Origin of the sequence: Pedobacter anseongensis (assembly GCF_037482965.1) — a bacterium.
Lineage (GTDB): Bacteria > Bacteroidota > Bacteroidia > Sphingobacteriales > Sphingobacteriaceae > Pedobacter > Pedobacter anseongensis.
This window is the reverse complement of sequence record NZ_JBBHKB010000004.1, coordinates 576,224-599,179: the sequence shown is the minus strand read 5'-3', so window position 1 is coordinate 599,179 and position 22,956 is coordinate 576,224. Positions and strand designations below refer to the sequence as shown.

The 22,956-nt window shown below is 34.7% G+C and carries 18 protein-coding genes; 15 read left to right on the top strand and 3 right to left on the bottom strand.

Annotated features, from left to right (window positions below; all coding sequences use genetic code 11):
* Nucleotides 1–29: 29 nt before the first annotated feature.
* Nucleotides 30–929: a site-specific tyrosine recombinase XerD gene (gene xerD / locus WG904_RS16645; protein ID WP_339580467.1), complete on the bottom strand. Its 900-nt coding sequence runs from the start codon at nucleotides 927–929 to the stop codon at nucleotides 30–32.
* Between the two features lie 86 nt (nucleotides 930–1,015).
* Here xerD and aroQ point away from each other — a divergent pair, with 86 nt between their 5' ends.
* Entirely contained in the window at nucleotides 1,016–1,432 is a 417-nt protein-coding gene (gene aroQ / locus WG904_RS16640; RefSeq protein WP_339580466.1) for a type II 3-dehydroquinate dehydratase, read from the top strand.
* Nucleotides 1,433–1,483: 51 nt separating this feature from the next.
* Here the strand turns inward: aroQ and WG904_RS16635 are convergent, their stop codons facing one another.
* Nucleotides 1,484–2,500 carry a glycosyltransferase family 2 protein gene (locus WG904_RS16635; RefSeq protein WP_339580465.1) on the bottom strand — a complete coding sequence of 339 codons (1,017 nt, stop codon included), beginning with the start codon at nucleotides 2,498–2,500 and terminating at the stop codon, nucleotides 1,484–1,486.
* Nucleotide 2,501: 1 nt separating this feature from the next.
* On the bottom strand, nucleotides 2,502–3,371 hold the full coding sequence (locus WG904_RS16630) for a lysophospholipid acyltransferase family protein (RefSeq protein ID WP_339580464.1): 870 nt from the start codon (nucleotides 3,369–3,371) through the stop codon (nucleotides 2,502–2,504).
* Nucleotides 3,372–3,408: 37 nt separating this feature from the next.
* On the opposite strand from WG904_RS16630, the gene WG904_RS16625 reads away from it, so the two are divergent.
* The 14 genes from WG904_RS16625 to WG904_RS16560 all read left to right on the top strand — a co-directional run bounded on the left by WG904_RS16625 (nucleotide 3,409) and on the right by WG904_RS16560 (nucleotide 22,848).
* The gene (locus WG904_RS16625) at nucleotides 3,409–4,017 is read left to right on the top strand and encodes a WbqC family protein (RefSeq protein ID WP_339580463.1); all 609 of its coding nucleotides are present in this window, start codon (nucleotides 3,409–3,411) and stop codon (nucleotides 4,015–4,017) included.
* 1 nt (nucleotide 4,018) lies between these two features.
* Nucleotides 4,019–5,137 carry a magnesium/cobalt transporter CorA gene (gene corA, locus WG904_RS16620; RefSeq protein WP_339580462.1) on the top strand — a complete coding sequence of 373 codons (1,119 nt, stop codon included), beginning with the start codon at nucleotides 4,019–4,021 and terminating at the stop codon, nucleotides 5,135–5,137.
* 47 nt (nucleotides 5,138–5,184) lie between these two features.
* Nucleotides 5,185–5,619: a DUF6326 family protein gene (locus tag WG904_RS16615; RefSeq protein WP_339580461.1), complete on the top strand. Its 435-nt coding sequence runs from the start codon at nucleotides 5,185–5,187 to the stop codon at nucleotides 5,617–5,619.
* A gap of 11 nt (nucleotides 5,620–5,630) precedes the next feature.
* On the top strand, nucleotides 5,631–6,314 hold the full coding sequence (locus tag WG904_RS16610; protein WP_339580460.1) for a DUF4386 domain-containing protein: 684 nt from the start codon (nucleotides 5,631–5,633) through the stop codon (nucleotides 6,312–6,314).
* 43 nt (nucleotides 6,315–6,357) lie between these two features.
* The gene (gene mgtE, locus WG904_RS16605) at nucleotides 6,358–7,707 is read left to right on the top strand and encodes a magnesium transporter (protein WP_339580459.1); all 1,350 of its coding nucleotides are present in this window, start codon (nucleotides 6,358–6,360) and stop codon (nucleotides 7,705–7,707) included.
* A gap of 27 nt (nucleotides 7,708–7,734) precedes the next feature.
* On the top strand, nucleotides 7,735–8,739 hold the full coding sequence (gene bioB, locus WG904_RS16600; protein WP_339580458.1) for a biotin synthase BioB: 1,005 nt from the start codon (nucleotides 7,735–7,737) through the stop codon (nucleotides 8,737–8,739).
* 53 nt (nucleotides 8,740–8,792) lie between these two features.
* Nucleotides 8,793–9,809 (top strand): LacI family DNA-binding transcriptional regulator, encoded by a 1,017-nt coding sequence (locus WG904_RS16595; RefSeq protein WP_339580457.1) that lies wholly within the window; start codon nucleotides 8,793–8,795, stop codon nucleotides 9,807–9,809.
* Nucleotides 9,810–10,252: 443 nt separating this feature from the next.
* The gene (locus WG904_RS16590) at nucleotides 10,253–13,198 is read left to right on the top strand and encodes a SusC/RagA family TonB-linked outer membrane protein (RefSeq protein ID WP_339580456.1); all 2,946 of its coding nucleotides are present in this window, start codon (nucleotides 10,253–10,255) and stop codon (nucleotides 13,196–13,198) included.
* Between the two features lie 12 nt (nucleotides 13,199–13,210).
* Complete coding sequence (locus WG904_RS16585; protein WP_339580455.1) at nucleotides 13,211–14,794, top strand: RagB/SusD family nutrient uptake outer membrane protein; 1,584 nt, start codon at nucleotides 13,211–13,213, stop codon at nucleotides 14,792–14,794.
* A gap of 122 nt (nucleotides 14,795–14,916) precedes the next feature.
* Nucleotides 14,917–15,933, top strand: coding sequence for a SusE domain-containing protein (locus WG904_RS16580; protein WP_339580454.1), 1,017 nt, complete (start codon nucleotides 14,917–14,919; stop codon nucleotides 15,931–15,933).
* Between the two features lie 284 nt (nucleotides 15,934–16,217).
* Nucleotides 16,218–18,050: a glycoside hydrolase family 13 protein gene (locus tag WG904_RS16575; protein WP_339580453.1), complete on the top strand. Its 1,833-nt coding sequence runs from the start codon at nucleotides 16,218–16,220 to the stop codon at nucleotides 18,048–18,050.
* A 14-nt stretch (nucleotides 18,051–18,064) separates the two neighbouring features.
* Complete coding sequence (gene pgmB, locus WG904_RS16570; protein ID WP_339580452.1) at nucleotides 18,065–18,748, top strand: beta-phosphoglucomutase; 684 nt, start codon at nucleotides 18,065–18,067, stop codon at nucleotides 18,746–18,748.
* Entirely contained in the window at nucleotides 18,749–21,067 is a 2,319-nt protein-coding gene (locus WG904_RS16565) for a glycoside hydrolase family 65 protein (protein WP_339580451.1), read from the top strand.
* A 5-nt stretch (nucleotides 21,068–21,072) separates the two neighbouring features.
* Nucleotides 21,073–22,848 (top strand): alpha-amylase family protein, encoded by a 1,776-nt coding sequence (locus WG904_RS16560; protein ID WP_339580450.1) that lies wholly within the window; start codon nucleotides 21,073–21,075, stop codon nucleotides 22,846–22,848.
* Nucleotides 22,849–22,956 lie beyond the last annotated feature (108 nt).

Below are 22,956 nucleotides of genomic sequence, written 5' to 3'. Positions count from 1 at the left end.
CCAAACAACGAACCAACTAAACAACCTATTTATGACCTTGGATGATACTGCGTGATAACGCTCCTTAAATAATCTCGATCTAGATGCGTATAAATTTCAGTCGTTGTAATGCTAGCGTGACCGAGCATTTCTTGCACAGCACGTAAATCGGCACCACCTTCAATTAAATGGGTGGCAAAAGAATGCCTAAAGGTATGTGGGCTAATGGTTTTATGTATTCCAGCTTTGGCTGATAAACTTTTAATTAAAGTAAAAATCGAAATCCGCGATAAACGACTTCCAAACCGGTTAAGAAATACAAAATCTTCATGGCCTTTTTTAATACTGAGGTGTACTCTTACATGATTGAGATAGAGATCTAAAAATTTTAATGCCGTACCGCCAATGGGAACAATACGTTCCTTATTTCCTTTTCCAATAATCTTAACAAATTCTGTTTCTTTAAAAATATTTGATATTCTTAATTCTGATAACTCACTTACTCTTAATCCACAGCCATATAATACCTCAATAATTGCTTTGCTTCGCATTCCGTCTGGTTTCGAAGCATCTATGACATCTAATAATGAATTTATTTCGGTAATGTTTAGTGTATCTGGTAATTTTCTACTCAGTTTTGGCGCCCCAATTAAGCTTGTCGGATCATCTGTGATGATTTCTTCAATCATTAAATAAGTAAAGAAAGCTTTAATTCCAGATAAAATTCTAGCTTGTGACGAGGCCTGCATTCCCAGAGCATTTAGCCACGAGATAAACGCTCTTAAGTCTCTTAACTTTAAAGCCTTAATATTTAAATCTCTACCCAATGATTCGAAATACTGCTCGAGCTTAGCGACATCATTTAAGTAAGCTTCGATAGAATGTTCAGAGAGCGAACGTTCTAACTTTAAATAAGCTTTAAAACCATTCAGATAAGCTGCTTTATTCATTATTGTTCATTTTTTTTTATAACATTGTAATAGCGAAACGAGTACATTTCACATTAAAATAGTTCAACTTTACAATGGTTAAAGATATGAAGATACAAATAATAAACGGCCCCAATTTAAACCTATTAGGGGTTCGAGAGCCATCAATTTATGGTGCAGAAGGTTTTGATAGCTATATTGCCAAACTTCGTGAATTGTATAGCATACTCGAAATCGATTATTATCAGAGCAATGTAGAAGGGGAGTTGATTAATAAATTGCACGAAGTTGGTTTTTCTTACGATGGCATTATCATAAATGGAGGTGGATATACCCATACTTCAGTGGCGATTGCCGATGCCATAGCAGCCATTAATACCCCAGTTATTGAAGTGCATATCTCGAATATATATGCCAGAGAAGAATATAGACATGTTTCATTAACCGGAAAAAATTGTAAGGGCGTACTTACTGGTTTTGGTTTAGACGGGTATCGTTTAGCGATAGAAAGTTTTTTAAAATAATAGTAGCAGTTTGAACAGATAAAGAACTATAAAGAGCAATTTTAACCCGATTTACCAGCGAAGTTGACTAAAAATCTTTATTTTATCAATAAAATAGGAATATACAATACTGTATTTATACACACCGGTGTGTTTTAGATAGGGAATTTGAACAAGAGTTCGTTTTTTGGCATTTTGATTGAGGCTGCGTATAAAATGGAAGTGGGCCTTTGAGATAGCCATAGAAAATTCAAATTTTCCTTTAAACAAAAATTGTATCCATGCAGCCAAATCGAACCATATTCTTATAAATATTCGAAAATAAGCATCTGATAATGGCAAATTTTTCTGCATAATTATCAAATTGTTTCTAAAATTAAGATAAGTTTTGTAAGGATTATTCGCATTTAACGTGCCTCCTCCCAAATGATATACTTCTGAGTCCATACAGCTTACAATTCGATAGCCGAGATTTTTTAAGCGCCAACAAAGATCTATTTCTTCCATATGAGCAAATAAATCCTCATCTAAGCCTTTAACTTCTTTCCAATTTTTACCTTTTATGAAAAATGCTGCACCACTTGCCCAAAATATATCAATGTTGGTAGTGTATTGGCCCTGATCGGCTTCTACGGTATCGAAAATTCTCCCCCTACAAAAAGGAAAAGCATGAAGGTCCATAAATCCTCCAGCAGCGCCAGCATATTCGAACTGGTCTTTTTGCACTTGCCATTTTATTTTTGGTTGGGCAGCCGCAATCTTATCATCACTTTCCATCTTATCAATTACGGGTTGAATCCAGTTTTTTGGAACTTCAACGTCTGAATTAAGTAAAACGAAATAATCTGCCTCAACACTCTCCATGATGCGATTATAGCCCCCTGCATAGCCATAGTTCTGATCATTTTGGAGAATTTTAACTGTAGGAAAATTGCTTTTTATGCAATTTATCGATTCATCTGTTGATGCATTATCGCCTACAATGACTTGTAAGTTAGGGTATTCAGATGTAATTACACTAGGTAAAAAGCGCTCTAACAGCGCTTTACCATTCCAATTTAAAATTACTACAGCTACACTGGGTTGCATATTATTTATTTAATTTCCACCTTCTATGGCTCCAAAGCCAAAAAGGAGGAGATTCGGTAATTCTATTCTCTAAAAATTTATACAGAAGATCGGTTATTTCATGATCTTTTGTTTCTTTTGGCGCTAAACATAATGGAAAACAATTTACTTCGTAATAACCTCTTTTTACGCTCACAACATCGAAGAAAAATACAGGTCGATTGGTTTGTAAGGCTATTTTTTCTAAACCTAATAATACTGCAGTTGGCTGATTTAAAAAGTTTAATGTATACTGTACCTCTGTACGTGTTGGGGTTTGATCACTGGCAAAGCAAAACATGGTAGGTTGGTCTTTTGTTGCAATAATAACACGTAACGTTTGTCGCATAGCGATAAAAATATTTCCAAAGCGCGTTCTAATTTTTAGCAACCACTCTTCGAAAACTTTATTGGTTAAAGGTTTGTAGATAACATATTCTGGTGCCGATAAACGTGCGCCTAAAGCAAGCATACATAATTCCCAATTTCCGTAATGACCTGTACAAGCTAAAACGCTTTCGTTTCTACTAAAATACGCTTCCACTTGGGCTAAATTATTAAACTTAACCCGAGTTAAGAGTTCTTTTTTAGAGATGGTCGACATTTTAATAACCTCAAATATCAAATCAACAAAGTACTTGTAAAAAGTTTTTTCGATTTGGATAATTTCTTTTCTGCTTTTCTTTGGGAAAGAATTCTCCAAATTTTCTCTAACAACATTTTTACGATAACCCACGATGTAATACAACGGAAAATATAATAATCGTGCAAAAACTAGCAGCACAGGTAAGGGAAACAGCGACAAAACGTATAAAAAGAAGATGCCGATATGTGAAAAGCCTTTTTTAATCATTAATTTGGACGCCTAGAATACAAACATAAAATATCAGATGCAAAGTTCAGCTATTTTTCCCCTTTTTTATCTTCCCCCCGTAAGTTATTTTACCAGCTTAAAAGAGCAAAATTTTGAATTTTTGATCGAAAATCACGAACATTTACCTAAACAGACTTATCGAAATCGAGCTACTATTGCATCTCCTGATGGCACGTTAGACTTAATTTTGCCGCTAGTAAAAGGCTCAAAGAACCATACTTCAATTAAAGATGTTAAATTAAGTTATGATTCGAAATGGCAGCGCTTGCATTGGTTAAGCCTACAAACTTGTTATCGAAGTTCGGCCTATTTCGAATTTTATGAAGATGGATTGGCGCCTTTTTATGAAAAAAGGTTTGAATTTTTGTTTGATTTTAACATGGAGTTACTAAACTGGATTTTTAAGCAAATAAAAATCAACCCGATTTTCGATTTGACTGTAGAATATGAAAAGCAGATTTCTTCAGCGTTAGATTTCAGAAATAAGTTTAACAAAAATGATATCCATAATTATAAAATGAAAGAGTACTTTCAGGTGTTTAGTGATCGTAATACTTTTATCCCAAACTTAAGTTGTGTCGATTTGTTGTTTAATCAAGGTCCACAAACTAAATTTTATCTTTAACATGCCCAAACTTACTCGTCGTAAACAAAAGAAAGCACGTTATGCCTTGCCCCGTCCTGGCTCTAGTCCTGGAATGGTTTACCTCGATGAAAATTCACTAGCGCCTAAAATTCTACTATATACCTATAATTCAACTAGCCATAAAGTTCAAAGCTTAGCTCATTTAGGTGAGTTAAAAAAATTAACTTCTGATACCGATCTAACTTATTGGGTAGAAATTAAAGGTTTCAACTCGGTTCGCTTATTTGAAACGTTAAACTTCGAATACAACATCAATAAACTTGTCATCGAAGATATTACGACTACCTATCAACGGCCAAAATTTGAAGAATATGAGAAATACGATTTTGCAATCAGCAGAATGCTTTTTCTCGACCCAGATAACAATTTAGAGAATGAGCAACTCTCCTTTATATTGATGAAAAATATCCTATTTACTTTTCAAGATAAATACGAGGATTGTTTGCAGCCCATACGTGCACGATTAGAAATTGGCAAAGGAAATATACGCTTAGGTGGGAGCAGTTATTTAATGTATGCCCTTATGGATATGGTAATTGACCAATATTTTACTGTTTTAGGCACCTGGAGCGAACAATTGGATACAATTGAAGATCGTTTATTCGAAAAACCGGATAAAAGTATCATGTACGATACACAAATAATTAAGCGTAATCTAATTACGTTGCGTCGTGTGGCTTGGCCAGAGCGGGATAAAGTAAATGATATTTTGAGAAGCGATAGTAAATTAATTGATGAGAAAACCAAGGTGTATATTCGAGATGCATATGATCATTGTATTCAAATTATCGATATGATTGAATCATTGAAAGAAATTTCGGCAGGTAATATCGATATGTACCTCTCGATTATCAGCAACCGTATGAACGAGATTATGAAGGTATTAACCATAATTTCGTCGATCTTTATTCCATTAACTTTTATTGCTGGCATTTATGGGATGAATTTCAGTAGGGAAGACCCTGTGACTGGCAGAATATTGTCTCAAAATATGCCAGAACTATACCAAGAGCATGGCTATCTGTACACCATGATTGTGATGGGCATAATTGCCGTTCTTCAAGTGATTTATTTTTGGCGCAAAGGGTGGTTTAAGTAGCTGTAACAATACTTTTGTTTTGGAATCAAATGCTAAAACCAGCACTCATGAATCCAACTTCTACTCGTAAACATCAATTTGAAGATTTTAATATAAATGTAAAGGTTAAATTAGCCGCTTTGTGGGCATCTTTAATGTCTTGCTATATTTATGGAGACTATTTTTCACTATATGTGCCACATAAAATTGAAAAATTCATTGCTGGAAATACTTTGCTCGATTCACCTTTAAAATTATTTAGTGCAGCAGTATTGTTAGCTATCCCTGCAGTGATGATTTGCCTTTCCGTACTATTAAAACCCTTACTAAATCGTTGGCTAAATATCATTTTTGGCATTTTTTATTCAATTTTAATGTTGCTTATTGCGATAACCACATTATCGGTCTGGTGGAGTTTCTACGTGTTTTTAGCTGTTTTGGAAGTGATAATTAGCTCGTTAATTGTTTGGCATGCTTATAATTGGCCAAAAATTAACCATTAACATTGGAAATTATGCGCATAAAAAAAACCGCACATTTGGCAGGCTTAGTTTACTTAGTTGTAGTGATTACTGGCATAATAAGTTTAGCCTATGTTCCCTCAAAACTTATCGTTTGGGATAATGCTAAACTAACCTTGGTGAATATTAAGACAAATGAATTAATGTTTAGGTTAAGTATTTTATCTGGGGTAATCTGTTATTTGGCTTTCCTTATCTTACCATTATTACTTTATAGACTGCTTAAATCGGTGGATAGAACGCAGGCCAAGTTAATGGTACTATTAGCTATAATAAGTGTACCTATCTCACTTATAAATCTCATTCATAAGCTTAATGTACTCTCTCTAATTAATGGTGCAAATTACCTTAATGTTTTTACCGACGCTCATCTCGCTACCGAAGTGATGTTATCTTTAAATCAGTACGATAACGGCATTCTTATGGTTCAAATCTTTTGGGGTCTTTGGTTATTTCCTTTTGGTTATTTGGTATATCGATCTGAGATTTTACCAAAAGTTTTAGGCGTATTTTTATTAATTGGCTGCTTTAGCTATTTGATTAATTTTATTGGATTTTTCCTGTTTCCGAATTATGCTGAACTTGGAATATCAAGCTATGTAAGATTACCTGCAAGTATTGGCGAGATTGGAACCTGTTTATGGTTATTGGTTATGGGTGCAAAGAATGAGCCCTGATATTTACCCTAAAAAAATTTAATTATTCCTATCTTTGCAAGGTATGCAATCTTTCGATTTAGACAAAACAGACGTTTCTAAATTAAAGCAAGCGATAGGGGGTGATAATACCCAACTAAAAGCTATGCTATCAGATTATCATGCGTCTGAAATTGCTATTTTATTTGAAAGCATCTCAAAAGAAGATCGGCAACGCATTATTAATTTACTCGATGTAGAAATTGCTTCTGAAGTAATTTCTGAAATGCATGAAGAGGCACATCCCGAAGAATTATTACTTCAATTACATCCCGATAAACGTACTGAAATTGTTGAGGAGCTCGATTATGACGATGCAACCGATATTATTTCACAATTAGAAGAACACGAACAAAAGGAAATTCTAGAAGATTTGAGCGAAAACGATGCTTCAAACATCCGGAATTTAATGAGCTACGATGAGGAGACTGCAGGTGGTTTGATGAATACAGAATTCATTAAAATTAACCTTAACCTCACTAAAAAAGATGCAATCGACGAAATTATTCGACAAAGCGAAGAAATAGAAGAGTTTTATACTGTTTTCGTTGTAGATGATGAAAATATCTTTAAAGGCATTGTTTCGTTAAAGGATATTATTAAAGCTAAAGGAAACGTTAAAATCACCGAAATGGTGAATTCGGATGTGGTTTATGTAAGGCCCGAAACTGATCAGGAAGAAGTAGCTAAGCTAATTTCGCAATACAATTTAACAAGTATTCCCGTAATTGATGCCGATATGAAACTCTTAGGTCGTGTTACCTTTGATGATGTAATCGATGTTTTGGAAGACGAAAATACAGAAGATTTCTTGAAAATATCTGGGGTTTCGGAAGACGAGGAATTAAGTGGTAACTGGATCGAAGCCGTGAAATCTCGTTTGCCTTGGCTAATCATCAATTTAGGTACAGCTTTTTTAGCATCAGCCGTGGTTCGGCACTATGAATATGTAACCTCCAATTTAACTATATTGTCTGCCTACATGGTTATCATTGCGGGTATGGGCGGAAATGCCGCTACTCAAGCCTTAGCGGTAACGGTTAGACGTATTTCGTTATACGATTTAACAGATAATCAAGCCTATAGAACCGTATTAAAAGAATTTACAGTAGGGTTAATTAATGGCTCAATTACTGGATTAATTGTTTTTGCATTTGCTTATTTTTTTGATGCCAATCCCATGTTGGGATTTGTTATTTTTCTCGCTATGACGGGTAATCTGGTTATAGCTGGCTTTGCGGGAGCTGGGATTCCCTTAGTTTTAAAGCGAGTAGGGATAGATCCCGCCATTGCATCATCAATTATCATTACTACATTTACCGATGTTTTCGGATTTTTATTATTATTGGGGTTAGCAAGTAAATTGCTTTTATAAATCTAATTTAGAACGTACAACTTAACTATGCAAGTATTAAAACACGATTGGACCAAGGAAGAAATATCGGCCATTTATCATAAACCTTTTTTAGATTTGGTATATGAAGCTGCAAGTATTCATCGTGCACAAAAAGATTATAATGAAGTTCAAATTAGTTCTTTAATTTCTATTAAAACAGGTGGATGTGCCGAAGATTGCTCATATTGCCCTCAAGCTGCCCGTTACCATACCGACGTAGAAGTGCAGCCTTTAATGCAAATTGGCCAAGTAATAAGTGCAGCAGTGAAAGCAAAGGAGGGTGGGGCATCTCGTTTATGTATGGGTGCAGCTTGGCGTGAAGTTAGAGATAATCGCGATTTTGACCGTGTAATTGAAATGGTAAAAGCAGTTAATGACATGGATATGGAGGTTTGCTGCACCTTGGGAATGTTAAGCGAAAATCAGGCGCAACGTTTAGCCGATGCGGGGTTGTACGCCTATAATCATAATATCGATACTTCGGAAGATGATTATAAACGAATTATTTCGACTCGCACCTATGATGACCGCTTAAATACCATAAAAAATGTGCGTAAAGCAAAATTAACAGTATGCAGTGGCGGAATTATAGGTTTGGGCGAAACATCCGAAGATCGCATCGCTATGTTGCAAACTTTGGCAAACATGGAAAAACACCCAGAATCTGTTCCTGTTAATGCATTAGTTCCTGTAAAAGGCACTCCTTTAGAAAATCAACCTCGTGTACCAATTTGGGATATGGTGCGCATGATTGCGACCGCGAGGATTGTAATGCCGAATTCAGTTGTTCGCTTGAGTGCTGGACGAAATGAAATGAGTACGTTAGAGCAGGCTTTTTGCTTTATGGCAGGGGCTAGCTCGATTTTTGCTGGTGATAAATTATTAACTACGCCAAATCCCGCCTTTGTAGATGATATGGCAATGTTTGAATTGCTCGGTTTAAAAACGAGAGAAGCGTTTAAAAATGGTAGACCTCAAAATACGATAAATAAACAAGAGGTTTTAACGTAACTTATTGCTTAAATAGCAATCATATAGATAACTGAGAAGCTTAGATCATCCAGATGGATACCATAAACATTAAGAAATTAGCCGAGGCTTTAAATTTATCTACCTCAACTATCTCTAGAGCGTTTAGAGATAATAGCGATATTAAGGAAGCAACGAAAGCCATGATTTTGGCTAAAGCAAAGGAATTAAATTATCAACCTAATCACTACGCAAGCAACCTTAGAGAACAAAAGAGCAAAACAATTGCCGTAATTGTTCCAGAATTAGCAAATAACTACTTTTCTCAGGTTATCCATGGCATAGAACGTATTGCAAGAGAAAATGGATATCATATTTTAATTTATGTAACCGATGATGACTTTAGTAAGGAAGTAAGCTTTATCAGCCATCTTCATAATGGAAGGGCAGATGGTATTATTATGTCGGTTTCTGGTGAGGCAAATGATCATGGCTATCTTAATAAATTTGGCGCTAAAAGATTGCCATTAGTATTTTTTGATAGAGTATATGAGGATATTAACACACCTAAAGTAATTACGAATGACTATGAGAGTAGTTTTTTGGCCACTACCCACCTTATTGATCAAGGATGCAAAAGAATTGGTTATTTTGTAATTAACAAAGCACTATCCATTGGAAAAACGCGTATGCAAGGCTATATTGACGCATTAGCAAATCACCATATTGAGTTTGATGAAAGCCTGGTGATAGATTGTAGCAATAGTTATGAAGAAAATAGAGAGATTATAAGCAACGCATTAACCCAAAAGCAATTTGATGGGGTTTTTACTTCGGTAGAACGTTTGGCATTTGCTACTTATTACGTGTGCTATGATCTAGGTATTAAAATCCCAGATCAATTAAAAATTATTAGTTTCTCGAGCTTAGAAATTGCCAGATTGCTTAATCCATCTTTAACTACAATTACTCAACCCGCTACCGAAATAGGTGAGGAGTCGGCGCGATTACTGTTTAGCATTTTATCAAATAATCCAGCTAAGAATATAGCAAAAGAAGTAGTGTTAAAATCGAAAATTGTCATCCGGAATTCTACCGCAAATTTGTTATAAAATGAGTGCAAAAACAGGCTCGTCTTTAACCTCGATTTCAGCTTAATTTTTTCAAAAAAAATCACGACTTAGTGTAATTTAAGAAGAATTTTTTGAAAATTTCGGGAACGTTCCCGAAAAATAACAAATTTTTATGTCATAAATATCGGGAACGTTCCCGAAAAAAGTATAAAAAATAGCTTAGTGTAAAAAAAACACTTTAAATAGGAAAATGTAAATAATAAGTATTTGTTTATCAAATATTTAAATTTTTAAATGTTAATTTTTTAGGTTGTATTATTTTGAAATTTTCAGGAAGCTAAAGCTTTTTAAAGCACTCAAAAAGAGGCAGAAATTATATTTTTAAAAAATATTTTGAATTGTAATTAACAAGTGTAAATTAGTCCAGTGTGTATAACACTACAATAGCTAACCAAATTTATATACTTAAAAAAGCTTTGAACATGAAAGTATTTTACCTCTTAAAACAGGGGCTTTTATTGCTGTTTATTTTATCGGCAATGATTGTAAAAGCACAAACTGGATCCATCTCTGGAAAAGTGTTTGATGAAAAGGGATTACCTTTACCCGGCGCCTCTGTAGCAATTAAAGGAACAACACGAGTTACCTTAACAGATCCCAATGGTAATTACTCACTTACCGGTCTAACTGGAACAGTTACCTTATCCAGTACGTATGTTGGTTACCTTGCCCTCGAAAAAACGATAACCGTAGCTGAAAACACTACTGTTAACTTCAATTTAGTAGTAGATGAACAAAAATTAGGTGAAGTTGTAATTATCGGTTATGGTTTTGCTCAGCGAAAGGAAGTAACAGGTTCTATTGCCACTGTAAATTCGAAAGATTTTCAAAAAGGTACGATTATTACTCCAGAACAATTAATCCAAGGTAAGGTTGCTGGAGTTAACATAACCCAAAACAGTGGGCAACCCGGTGGTGGGAGCCAGATTAGAATTAGAGGCGGTGCTTCATTAAACGCGAGTAACGATCCTTTAATCGTAATCGACGGAGTACCTTTTAGTGGCAATACCATAGGTAACGCACCGAGCCCACTATCGTTAGTTAATCCGAATGATATTGAAACGTATACTATTTTAAAGGATGCTAATGCAACCGCTATTTATGGTTCTAGGGCATCAAATGGTGTAATCTTAATTACAACGAAAAAAGGAACTGCTGGCAAGCCTGTATTTAATTTCAGTTCTAACAACTCCGTGGCATCAGTAGCTAAAAAAGTTGATATTTTAACTGCTGATGAAGTTAGAGCCTATGTAAATACAAATGGAACTGCTGCACAAAAATCATTTTTAGGTACGGAAAACACCGATTGGCAAGATGTAATCTATCAGCAAGCTTTTACATCAGATAATACTATTGGTGTCTCTGGAACCGCTAAAAAAATGCCTTATCGTTTTTCGGCTGGCTATCTTAATCAACAAGGTTTGTTGCTTACCGATAAATTATCAAGAGGAACAGCTGCTTTGAGTTTAGCTCCTAAATTTTTCGACGATCATTTAAAAGTAGAATTGAATTTGAAAGCTGCATTAACTAAATCGAATTTTGCCAACAATGGTGCTATCGCAAGCGCTATACAGTTCGACCCTACACAGCCTGTATATGCCAATAATGCCTTTGGTAATTATTTCGAATGGATACAGGCGAGTGTGCCAAATCCAAATGCTCCAAGAAATCCTTTGGCTTTAATTGAGCAAAAAAAGGATATAGGTAATGCAAGAAGAAGTTTTGGAAATTTAAAATTTGATTATTCTTTTCATTTTTTACCAGAATTGCACGCTAACTTGAATTTAGGTTATGATGTTTCAAGAGGCTCTGGTTCGACAACTGTTCCGGAAATTGCAGCTCAAAGTAATTCTACTAAAGGCTTTTTTCAAGATAGGTTAAATAGAGAATTTAGTAAAACATCAGAATTCTATTTAAACTACGCACATACGGCTAAAAGCATAAATAGTCGAATAGATGTTACAGCGGGTTATGGATTTTACGACATTAAGAATACCGATTATTTTTATAATTCCTATAATGCATTGGGAGCAGTACTTGTTCCGATAACTTTTCCTTTTGCCGATCAGCGAAATAAATTATTATCATACTATGGTAGGTTTATTTATACTCAATCTGATAAATATATATTATCGGGTACAATGCGTGCTGATGCTTCATCAAAGTTTTCTGAGGAGAACCGTTGGGGGTATTTCCCATCTGTTGGTTTTACATGGAGAGCAAGTAATGAAGACTTTCTAAAAGGTAGCAATATCTTCTCAGACTTAAAATTAAGATTAAGTTATGGTGAAACTGGAAATAAGGATGGTATTGGTAATTATGAATACCTATCTAAATACTATGCAAATAGTACCACCGGCCAATACCAAATTGGAAATAATTTTTATAATTATTATAGTCCAGCAGCTTACGATCCTAATTTGAAGTGGGAAACTACAACTACCTACAATGCTGGTTTAGATTATGGGTTTATGAAAGGTAGAATTACCGGTGCAATAGATGTATATTATAAAAAAACGAGAGACCTGTTAAGTTCAGTTGATATTCCGGTAGGTACAAATTTTAGCAATAAGATTACAACCAACGTAGGAAATATGGAAGTTAGAGGTATTGAAGGTAGCATAAACTTTAATGCTATTAATAAAAGCGACGTTACATGGGACATTAACTTCAATGCTGCATATAACAAAAGAAAAGTAACCAACTTAACTTTAAATCCAAATCCAGGTGCATCTCTAGACGCTGGCGACTTAACTGGGGGTACTGGAATTCACTTAAAATATAACTCTGTTGGCTATACGCCAGGCTCATTCTTGGTTTATAAACAAGTGTATAATGCTAAAAATGAACTTTTGGAAGGCGTTTATGAAGATTTAAATGGAGATGGTGTAATTAATAGTAGTGATCAATATTTCTATCACTCACCAGACCCTAAAGTAACGATTGGCTTCAGTACTTCATTTACCTATAAAAAATGGTCTATCAATACTGTACTAAGAGCTAACATTGGTAATTATGTGTATGATAACGTTTCGTCTAACTTTGGTGTTCGTTCAAACATCTTAAGTACACAAAGTATCATTAATAATGCAGCTAGAGATATATTTAGCACCAATTTATCCAATAACCAATTTTTAAGCGATTATTATATGAAGAATGCCTCATTCTTAAAAATGGATAACATTGGTTTGGGTTATAATTTTGGAAAATTAGCAGGTAAAACCACATTGAGATTAGCGGCAAATGTTCAAAATGTATTTGTAGTATCGGAATATAAAGGACTAGATCCAGAATTAACATCTGGTATCGATTATAATCTATATCCTAGACCAAGAACATATACTTTAGGTTTAAATGTTGGATTTTAAATAAAAATGAAAATGAAGTTATCTAAACAAATCATATTGACATCTGCAGTTTTCATGATGTCATTAAATGCATGTAAAAAAGATGCATTAAACTTAACACCAACAAATGATGTAACCGCAGAGAAAGTGTATTCTAATGCTGAAGGTTACAAAAATAGTTTGGTAAAATTATATGCTAGTTACGCACTAACTAGTTCTACTGGATCGGATAATAGTGATCTTGGCGGAATTAACTCCGGTTTTTCAGATTTTTTGAGACTTTTTTGGACATCTCAAGAATTAACTACGGATGAAGCTATTTGCGCATGGAGTGATACTGGTATTCCAGAATTGGATTATTCTACTTGGAATGCAGATAATCAATTTCTTCGAGGTTTATACACGAGAAGCTTATATCAAATTACGGTATGCAACGAGTTTATCCGTGAAAGTACGCCAGAAAAATTAGCAAGCCGAAATATTACCGGCGCAGATGTTACCGCTATTCAACGTTACCGTGCTGAAGCTCGCTTTTTAAGAGCTTATCAGTATTGGGTGTTATTAGATGGTTTTGGAAATCCGCCCTTTATCACCGAAAATGATAACATTGGTAAAGATGCTCCAAAGCAATCAAATAGAGCAACCTTATTTAACTTTGTAGAATCAGAGTTAAAAGCAATAGAAGCCGATTTAGCAGACGCTAGAACGAACGAATATGGTCGCGCAGATAAAGGTGCAGATTGGGCATTATTGGCTCGTTTATATCTAAATGCCCAGGTTTATACGGGTACGGCGAAATATACAGAAGCCATTACCTATTCTTCTAAAGTAATTAATGCAGGGTATGCGCTAAAAACTAATTATAAAGATTTATTCTTAGCAGATAATAATGTAAATAACTTAGAAACTATTTTAAGCATTAATTACGATGGAGTGAAAGGTACAAACTATGGTGGCACAACTTTCCTAATTAATGCAGGTATAAATGGCGATATGAATCCAACCTCTTATGGTGTTCCTAATGGGGGATGGGGAGGAAATAGAACCAGACAAAATCTACCGAATTTATTTCCAGACGCAAATGGATCATTCGATAAAAGAGGTGTTTTCTTTGGAGCAAAAAGCAATGTGGATGATATTGCCGTATTTACAGATGGTTTAAGAGTTACAAAATTTAAAAATGTGACTTCAACAGGTACCACTCCGGCCTCTTTGAATGGAACTTTTAGCTCATTAGATTTCCCATTATTTCGTTTAGCGGAGCAATATCTAATTTATGGAGAGGCGGTTATGAGAGGCGGATCTGGAGGTTCAACAGCTCAAGCACTAACATATGTAAACAATTTACGTACACGTGCCTATGGCAATGCTAGTGGCGCCGTTAGTAACTTATCTGTAGATTTTTTCTTAGACGAAAGAGGTCGTGAATTATATTGGGAAGGACATCGTCGTACAGATTTAGTTCGTTATGGCAAATTTACTGGTTCCACGTATCTATGGCCATTTAAAGGTGGTGTGAAAGCGGGTACATCTGTGCCAAGTTTCCGTAATCTATATCCAATTCCTTCAGCAGATTTAACTGCAAATTCGAACTTGGTGCAAAACCCTGGTTATTAAATTAATTATAAAAAGTAAAAAGATGAACCCGACATGATTAAAATGAGTATTACTTTAAGAATTTAATACCCATTTTAATCATCAAAGGCTCCATCTAACATTTAAAAATTAAAAATATAAAGATGAAATCAATTATTTTAAAATCATTAGCATTAAGCCTTATTGCGCTATCGCTATGGTCTTGTAAAAAAGATGGAACTATTTCTACGGCAACTGATGGTACAGGCGGAACGTTGAAGTCTTCTGCAACTGCAGTGGCTTTAGATAAATCTATGCTTACTACTAATGTAGTTACCCTCACGTTTACAAACGCAGATTTTGGTTACCAAGCTGCAATAACAAATACGTTGCAAATTTCTAAAAAGGGCTCAAATTTTGCAGCGGATAAAACTAAAGAAGTAACGCTGGAAGCAAAATCGTTGTCGATCAGTTACAATGGTTTAGATTTTAACAACCTATTATTATCTCTAAATTTACCTACAACTGTTAATTCTGATGTAGAATTAAGAATAAAATCGAGCATATCTGCAAACGTTGCGCCAACATATAGCAATGTAATATCGATAAGTGCTAAACCTTTTCCATTAACATCATGGGTTTATGTTCCAGGCAATTATCAAGGTTGGAACCCCGCTACTGCAGATAGCTTGGTATCGATAACTGGAAATGGAGTGTATGTTGGTATCATTAATTTTGATGGTAACAATTTCAAGATTACCCCTGCAAAAAAATGGGATATAGCATATGGAACTACTGGTGGTGGAAAATTAAGCACCTCTGGAGGTGATATTAGCTCTGTTTCTGCAGGGTTAAAATTGTTAACTGTTGATTTAAATGCAAATGTATATACGATAGAACCGGCTAAAGTTTGGGCAATTATAGGGAATGCAACTCCTGGTGATTGGTCTGCTGATACAGACATGAAGTTTATAAATGACGGGAACGGAGTTTGGAAATTAACCACAAATTTAACTGTAGGTGAGATGAAATTTAGACAAGATCATGATTGGGGAGTAAATCTAGGTGGTTCTGGAGGCAATTTATCTTCAGGAGGTGCGAATATTGTAATTTCAACTGCGGGGAATTATACCATTACTTTAAATACAACCACAAACAAATACACACTAGTTAAAAACTAGAATTTTTACTATCCTGAAAATACTATCATTTTCAGGATAGTAATTATTAGTGAATACAATATGTATTTTCTTATCTCCGAATTGTCGAAACATTAAAATGAAACCATCATGATTTTTCAAAACTCACGGGGAAATGAATAAACGGCTTTAGCCCTTCAATGCCATTGAAAATATAGTGTCGTTGAAAAATCAGGATAGCTTCATCACCATTGAAAACAAACCGAGTTTACGAGTTCATTAATACAAATGAAAATCAGTAAGCCAAGTATTAATAATTTATACAGATGAAAAAAATTATTTTATTATTACTATGCTTAAGTAATATAAATCTTTTTGCACAGAAATTAGAACGTATCGAACCGATGTTTTGGTTTACCGGCATGAAACAACCTAAGCTTCAATTACTTGTTCATGGAGAAAAAATTGCTTCTACTGTAGTTCGTTTAGTTTATCCGGGGGTAAAATTAGTTAAAGTAAATAAGGTTGAAAATCCAAACTATCTCTTTTTAGATTTAGAAATTTCTGCAGGCACCAAGGCAGGCAAATTTCCAATTGAATTTATTAAGGATGGAAAAAAATTAACCTATACCTACGAATTAAAACAAAAAGATAAAAATCCCAATCTGCATCAAGGTGTTACCAATAAGGATCTTATTTACCTTATTATGCCCGATCGATTTTCGAATGGGGATAATAGCAATGATGTAATCGAAGGCATGCAAGAAACGGCTTTGAATAGAGATAGTATGTACTATCGTCACGGTGGCGATATTAAAGGAATTATCAATCATCTCGATTACCTAAAAGAGCTTGGAATTACTACACTTTGGCTCAATCCAGTTCTCGAAAACGATCAACCCAAAACATCTTACCATGGTTACGCTAATACCGAAAACTATAAAATTGATCGGAGGTTTGGTACCAATGAAGACTATAAAAGATTAGTAAACGAATCGCACAAACGTGGGATGAAAGTAATTAAAGATTTAGTGCATAATCACGTAGGTACTGAACATTTTACCATCAAAGATATGCCTATGAAAAATTGGGTTCATCAGTGGCCAGCTTATACCAAAACCACGTATAGAGAACAAGTGCACATGGATCCGTACGTGGCTAAGGCAGATAAAGAATTAATGGTTAATGGCTGGTTTGATAAACATATGCCCGATATGAATGAAGAGAATCCGTATGTTAAAAACTACATCACTCAAAGCCATATCTGGTGGGTTGAATATGCTAATTTAGACGGTTTTCGTATAGACACCTATAGTTATAACGATCAGAAATATATGGCTGAATGGGCAAATGCAATTACGGCAGAGTACCCAAAGCTTACATTTTTTGGTGAAACATGGGTATATGGAGTTGCAAATCAAGCCTACTTTACAGAAGGAAATAAAATTAATCAGGGTTTCGATACCAAATTGCAAGGTGTAACAGATTTCCAAGCCCTATGGGGCATAAATGAAGCCTTAAATGGTAAATTTGGATGGATGGATGGAGTTGTAAAACTTTATAATACGTTTGCAAATGACTTCATGTATAAAGATCCGACACGAAATGTTGTTTTTTTAGATAATCATGATTTAAGCAGATTTTATTCTGTAGTAGGCGAAGATTTTAATAAATACAAATCAGGCCTGGCATGGCTTTTAACCACTAGAGGCATTCCTCAATTATATTATGGCACCGAAATCTTAATGAAAAATTTTGCTAGTCCAGATGGCTTAGTACGAGAGGATTTTCCTGGTGGATGGGAAAAAGATAAAAAAAACAAATTTACTGCTGATGGGCGAACAGCTAAAGAAAATGAAGCGTTTAATTATTTAAAAACCCTTGCCAATTACAGAAAAAATAATCCAGTATTGCAAACCGGAAAAATGATGCAATTTGTGCCTGAAGATGGTATTTACGTCTATTTTAGATACAACAGCACTAAAACTATAATGATAATAATGAACAGCAATACAACCGAAAAAGTAATCTCGACCAATCGCTATCATGAACGGATTTTATTGGCGAAATCGGGGTTAGATATAGTTTCAAATCAACTTTTAGATCTTAACACTGTTAAACTACCAGCATTAACTACGTTAATATTAGAACTAAAATAGTGTACGAATAAAAAATGCAACCAGAAACCAATACCATACCAAAAATAACATCGAGTATTAAAGCATGTCTATTTGATTTAGATGGGGTTTTAGTAGATACTGCTGTTTATCATTATAAAGCTTGGAAACGTTTGGCAAACGCGATGGGTTTTGATTTTACAGAAGAACAAAACGAGCAACTTAAAGGCATTAGCAGAATAGAAAGTCTAGCTAAAATCCTAGCTTGGGGTAACGTCACTAAAACAGATGGCGAAAAACAAGAATTAGCTACGCAAAAAAATGCGTGGTACGTAGAAATGATTACAAACATTACCCCCAGCGAAGTGTTACCAGGAACGGTAGAATTTTTAACTACCATCACAAATGCCGGATATAAGCTCGCGTTAGGTTCTGCAAGTAAAAATGCTGCGCTGATACTGGAAAAAACTAATTTGGCACATTTCTTTCACGAAATAGTGGATGGGAATAGTGTTACAAAATCAAAACCTGATCCTGATGTATTTATAAAAGGAGCTCAACTTTTGGGGGTACAAACAAGTGAATGTGTTGTTTTTGAGGATGCCGTTGCTGGTATCGAAGCCGCCAAAGCAGGAGGTATGAAAGCAATTGGAATAGGTACAAAAAATATTCTTGTTAAAGCTGATCTTGTTGTAAGTGGCTTAGACAAATTAACAATAGAAGATTTAGAGAGGTTATAGATGAAGAGCTATATTAAAGCAGACGAGTGGAATATTATAGAAGAAGGCTTTGATCCACATTTAAATAAAATTTCGGAAAGCATATTTAGCATCGGAAATGGCCGAATGGGGCAACGTGCAAATTTTGAAGAAACGTATTCTGGAGAAACTTTACTTGGTAATTATATTGCTGGTGTTTACTATCCTGATAAAACACGAGTGGGCTGGTGGAAGAATGGGTATCCCGAATACTTTGCAAAAGTATTAAATGCAGCAAATTGGATCGGGATAGAGGTTAAATTTGATGATGAGGTTTTAGATCTCGCTACCGCCGAAATAAGCAAATTTAGTCGAGTATTAAATATGAATCAAGGGTATTTAGCACGGAACTTCATTGCTAAATTGCCAAGCGGAAAAAAGGTAGAAATTAAATCAACCCGTTTTTGTAGTATTGCGGATGATGAAATAGGCGCCATTGAATATCAAATTACACCTTTAAATTTTAACGCTGAATTAAAAATTATGCCATTTATTGATGGCGACATAAAAAATCAGGACAGTAACTATGATGAAAAATTTTGGGAACTTGTAGATGACGAAATCACAAACTATGAAGCTTACTTAACTTTAAGGACTAAAAAAACACATTTCGAAGTTTGTACTGGTAGTATGGTATCGATTTACAGAAATGAAGAAATACTTAACGTTAGGGGAAAAGATATCCGTAAAGAGAAATTTATTGCTCAACAATATACCATCAACATTAATGCAAATGAAAAAATTTCATTAATAAAAATTGTTGCTAATCTTTGTTCACAAAATTATCCAAAAACCGAATTGTTAGCGCAAACTAAAAATGCTGTTGCTAAAGCAGCTAAAAAAGGTTTCGCTACTTTATTAGACGAACAAAGGGAGGCTTGGGCAAAAAAATGGGAACATAGCGATATCATTATCGAAGGGGATATTGCTGCTCAGCAAGCTATACGCTTCAATATTTATCAATTATTTCAAACCTATACAGGAAAAGATGATCGATTAAATATTGGCCCAAAAGGTTTTACAGGCGAAAAATACGGAGGTTCGACCTACTGGGATACTGAGGCATATTGTGTTCCTTTTTATTTAGCAACTGCACCGCAAGAGGTAAGCAAGAATTTATTAATCTATCGTTATAAGCAACTTGATAAAGCCATCGAAAATGCTGAGAAATTAGGTTTTAAAGAGGGTGCGGCATTATTTCCAATGGTAACCATTAATGGTGAAGAATGCCATAATGAATGGGAAATTACATTCGAAGAAATTCATAGAAATGGAGCTATCGCCTTTGCCATTTATAATTATGTGCGTTATACAGGCGATGTTACTTACATAATTGATTTTGGCCTCGAAGTATTAATTGCTATAGCTCGTTTTTGGAAACAACGGGTAAATTGGAGCGTCGAAAAGCAAAAATATGTGATGCTCGGCGTTACAGGCCCAAATGAATACGAAAATAATGTAAACAACAATTGGTATACTAATATTCTAGCAACTTGGTGTTTAAAATATACTGCTCAAGCACTTGAAATTGTTCGTGGGATAAATCCAGAAAAACTAAACTCCCTTTTAACTAAGCTAAATTTTAAGGAATCTGAAGTAGAGGATTGGGCAAAAATTGTTGATAAAATGTATTATCCTTTTGATGAAGAAAAAGGTATCTTTCTTCAACAGGATGGCTATTTAGATAAAGAACAAATTTTAGTAAAAAATTTATCGCCTAGCGAAAGACCAATTAATCAAAAATGGAGTTGGGACCGTATTCTTCGTTCTTGTTTTATTAAACAAGCAGATGTATTGCAGGGATTATATTTCTTTGAAGAAGACTATGATTTTCATACTTTAAAAAGAAATTTTGATTTCTATGAACCACGTACGGTACATGAAAGTTCTTTATCACCCTGTGTACACAGTATTTTAGCCGCAAAACTAAAAGATGAAGCAAAAGCATACGAGTTTTATCTACGTACAGCACGTTTAGATTTAGACGATTATAATAACGATACCGAAGACGGTTTACACATTACCTCTATGGCAGGTACATGGATGAGTATGGTAGAAGGATTTGCTGGCATGAGAGTTAAAAATGATAGGCTAGAATTTAATCCCTTTTTACCAGCCAAATGGAAGTCGTTTTCATTCACAATAGGGTTTAGAGGAGTGATTTTAAAGGTAAAAATTATGGAGGGTGGAATGACAATCAGTAATCTAACTACAGTTGATTTAGAAATTTGTGTTGCAAACCAAAATTATAAAATTACTGGAAATAGGCAAATCGAAATTAAAAATACCGAACTGGTGTAATCTACATGAAAAGGTTAAATAAAATCCATAAACAGTTGATAATGATTATTTTTATGACGGCTTGCATTGTAACTTCTACGTTCGGGCAACACGCCAAAAAAATAGTTATCTACCAGCTATTACCACGTTACTTTGGTAATAAGAAAACGGCAAATATCCCTTATGGTACCATTGCCCAAAATGGGAGCGGTAAATTTAATGATATTACTAATCGTGCGCTCGACGGTTTAAAAGCGCTCCATGTAAATTACATTTGGTATACAGGGGTTTTAGCTCATGCCAGTTTAACTGATTACTCAAACTATGGAATCAAGCCTGATGATGCGGATGTGGTTAAAGGCAGAGCGGGTTCTCCTTATGCAATAAGAGATTATTACGATGTTGACCCTGATTTAGCGATAAATGTTGACAATAGAATGATCGAATTTGAAGCTTTAATTAAACGTACACATACTAAAGGCATTAAGGTTTTAATAGATTTTGTTCCAAATCATGTAGCCAGAAGCTATTATTCAAAAGCAAAACCAAAAAATGTGGTTGATTTTGGTTCAAATGATGATAAAACGATTGCATTTAGCACTCAAAACGATTTCTATTATATCCCAAATGAACCCTTCCAGGTTCCCGAAAACATAAACGAATTAAATAGTCCATTAAAGAAGTTGATGGATGGGAAATTTACTGAATTTCCTGCCAAAGCTACCGGAAATACTGTTTTTTCGGCTTCTCCATCTGCTAACGATTGGTATGAAACGGTAAAGTTAAATTATGGCATCGAATATCGTAATGGTAAAGAAATAGCCCATTTTAATCCAGTACCTCCGGTGTGGATTAAAATGCGTGATATATTAACATTTTGGGCAAAAAAAGGAGTGGATGGCTTTCGATGCGATGTTGCAGAAATGGTTCCTGTTGAATTTTGGGAATGGGTTATTCCGCAGGTAAAAATAATTAAACCTGAGTTAATATTTATGGCCGAAGCTTATAACCCAAAAGCTTATCGGCAGTACTTAACGCAAGGTAAATTCGATTATCTATATGATAAAGTGGGCTTGTACGACGGTTTAAAAAGATTGATAAAAAACGAACCGAATGCTGATGTAAACGATATATCAAAAGTATGGAAAGTAGAAAGTGCAGGCTTTGGCGATAAGATGGTTAGATTCATCGAAAATCACGATGAAGAAAGAGTAGCTTCAAAAGCATTTGCTGGGAAAGCTGAATTTAGTTTTCCAGCAATGGTAGTTGCTGCAACTTTAGGAACTGGGCCTGTAATGCTCTATTTTGGTCAAGAACACGGAGAACCAGCAGGTATTTCAGAAGGTTTTATAGGCGATGATCTGCAAAATGGAAGGACAACCATATTCGACTATTGGGGTGTTCCCAATCATCAAAAATGGATGAATAATGGAGCGTTTGATGGTAAACAATTATCCGAAAATCAAAAAAGCATAAGAAATTTTTATCAAAAATTACTTCAAATTACTGCACAAAGTGAGGCAATTGTAAAAGGTGAAATCGTAGAAGTGAGTAGTGTAAAAATGAACACAAAAATGTATGCCTATATCCGCTATACAGCAAATCAAAGGTTATTAATCATTGCTAATTTTGATAGACATAAGGCAATAACCACAGACCTTATTATTCCCAAAGAAATTTTAAGTATAAAGCAATCTAGGCTTACCGAAGACTTATTGACGAATAAAAAGATAGAAGGCGCAACTAAACATAAAATACCGGTAAACGTTTTACCAGCTTCTGCACAAATCATCCAGTTCTAAACCAATGCAACACACATGAACCGCCCATAATTAAATTATCATTAAACACACAAGGGAATGATAATTTACTCATGGTAAGGAACATCTGACAACTAAAAACAAAATTAT